The sequence below is a fragment of the Gudongella sp. DL1XJH-153 genome (assembly GCF_049310905.1).
GTDB lineage: Bacteria > Bacillota > Clostridia > Tissierellales > Tissierellaceae > Gudongella.
In genome coordinates, this window is the sequence record NZ_JBMEMN010000064.1 from 1 (window position 1) to 2,395 (window position 2,395).

The following is a 2,395-nucleotide window of genomic DNA, read 5'->3' on the forward strand; positions in this document are numbered from 1 at the left end:
TGTATTTGGCAATAGAAAACTGCAACTTTTGGCAAGCAAAAATACAATTACCAGTACTAACCTTAATCACTTCATCAATGAATTTGCCATACGATAGCTTTTTCCTGTAAATATCAACATATGTGAATGGTGTACAAGCCTATCAACTATTGCAGCTGTCAGCTTTTCATCAAACAGGAATCCTTTCCATCTGCCAAATTCAATATTGGTTGTGATGATGACGCTTTTGGTCTCATAGCATGATGAGATGATATCAAACAATAGTCTGGCTCCCTCTTGATGAAGGGGAAGGTAACCCCATTCATCAAGTATTAACAGGTCTGCCTGGTTGATTTTCTTGTGTACTTTGGCAACTTTCTTCATATCCTCTGATTCAAGTTGATTAATCAGATCATGTACACGGTAGAATACCGCTTTCTTGCCTTGGTTGATTGCTTTGACTCCAAGAGCCACTGACAGATGTGTCTTTCCTGTTCCAACTGCTCCGTAGAGTATCAGATTCTCCTTCTTTTGGAGGAAGGATAGGGACTCGACATTGTGGAGCTGAAGAGATTCTGGAAATCTGATTTGTGAAAAATCATAGCCTTCAAGGGATTTGACCACTTGGAATCCTGCACTGTTTAGATTTCTGATCCGTCTCTTTTCCTCACGGTCTTCATGGAGTTCCTTTAATAGCTTTAGAAGAAATTCTTCCTGGCTATCGGCTTTGATTGCTGGATAGATTTCCATGAGGTTGTTTGATAGCTTTAGCTTTCTTTGGTACTTGCTGATTTCTTCCCTCATTGATAGTTACCTCCCATAAGTATGTCGTATTGGGATGTATCAACTTCGTAAAGGGGTAAGTCTGATGGGAAGTGTAATGAACCATCGTAGATTATGCTGTTCTCTTTAAGTCTCTTGTATGTAACTGCTATGGCTTCAGGTGATCTTGTATCATGCTTTGTTGTCTCCCTTAGAACCCTGTCTGCATAGTCCATATCATCTTCAATGAGGATTGTTTTCAGGGTATCAAAGGCTTGTTTAAAGGAATCCTTATCCAGGGACTGAAGGTAGACCTGCCATGAATCTGGCAAGAGTGAGTAGATTCCTGAGTATTTCAATGCATTTGGCCTTACCTTGATTATGTCGATAAAGTCTATGTAATTGATTGACTCACTGCCTTTTTCAAAGAGTCTTTGATGAGTGGTGATTCTTTCCGATAGGTCTTTTGAGAATATCTCTATCTCATTGGCCTTTACCTTAAGTATGACTGATTGTCCAACATACTTGGGACTGACTGAATAGCGGCATGATGAGTAGTCAATTAGCCCATACTTGTTTACCTTTCTCGTCTCATACTTTGCTGTATCAAATTGAACTTTGCTAACTGGTATCATCAAGACCTTCTCCTCTTCAAAGAGTTTTTCTATGGGTTCCTTGAAGCGGTAGTGAATCTCTTTGTTTTTCTTGAGGCACTTCTCAAGTAGCTCTTTGTTGAATTCATCAAGGTCTGTTATGGTGGGTTCTGGTACAAACAGGTTTCTCCTGATAGTACCCACCTTGTTTTCGACATTCCCCTTTTCATTGCCACTGTCCGGGTTGCAGAACTTAATGCTAAATCCGTAGTGGGTTGAGAATCGCATTACTGGGTCTGCTACCTTGACAAGACCTTTTTCATCCCTGGTTCTAAGGGCTGCTGATGACATTTGGTCAAACCGAATTGAGCTTGGAACATGGCCTATGAAATTAAATATTGTGACAAGGCCTTCAAGGAGCGCTTCTCTTGTTTCACTCCTTGTTGCCACTGCATAGCCTGCATTGGATTTTGGAAACGAAAGTATGAGCTCGTGAAGCTTCTTCTTGGCTCCGTTCTCAAATGCCTCAAAGCTTCCAAAGTCAACTTGAGCTTCGCCTCCTGGATGGTCAAGGAGCAAATGGGCATCATCTGAGCCAAACACCTTTGCTTTTTCTTGCTTGACGATGTCTCTTACGGTTCTCTCTGAGACCTTTAAGATATCAGGGTGCTCTTCTTTGAGCCTGTCATAGACTCTCTTTGCAGTATGTCTTTGCTTGTGATGCCTTGATTTATCCTCAGTTAGCCACTTTCTGATGATAGGTCTTAATGGATCAGACTTGTTTGGTCTTTTGGCTTTGTGTTGTTTCTGGTTGAAATCATCCATTTCAACATATTTTTTGATGGTGCGATAGTTCTTTCCGGTCATTTTGCAAATTTCTGAGTATGTTTTGCCTTCCAAAAAGAACAGTTCTCGGATATAATTGACTTGAGTAATTGTCAGCACTTCCTTTCCTCCCCTATAAGCTTAGTCACTTAATAGGGTATATTGTTAGGTTTGTACTGGCAATTACTTTTTGTATTTTTGACTGCCATTTATCGCATTTTTAGATTACCATAAAC

At 40.3% G+C, this 2,395-nt stretch carries 2 protein-coding genes; both read right to left on the bottom strand.

Features of this window, described 5'->3' with window-relative positions; genetic code table 11:
- Positions 1-66 precede the first annotated feature (66 nt).
- Entirely contained in the window at positions 67-783 is a 717-nt protein-coding gene (gene istB / locus ACOEN1_RS13305) for an IS21-like element helper ATPase IstB (RefSeq protein WP_422487377.1), read from the bottom strand.
- Positions 780-2,279, bottom strand: a complete 1,500-nt coding sequence (istA, locus tag ACOEN1_RS13310) for an IS21 family transposase (protein WP_422487378.1) — start codon at positions 2,277-2,279, stop codon at positions 780-782. The genes istB and istA overlap by 4 nt, the downstream gene beginning before the upstream one ends.
- Between the last annotated feature and the right edge of the window lie 116 nt (positions 2,280-2,395).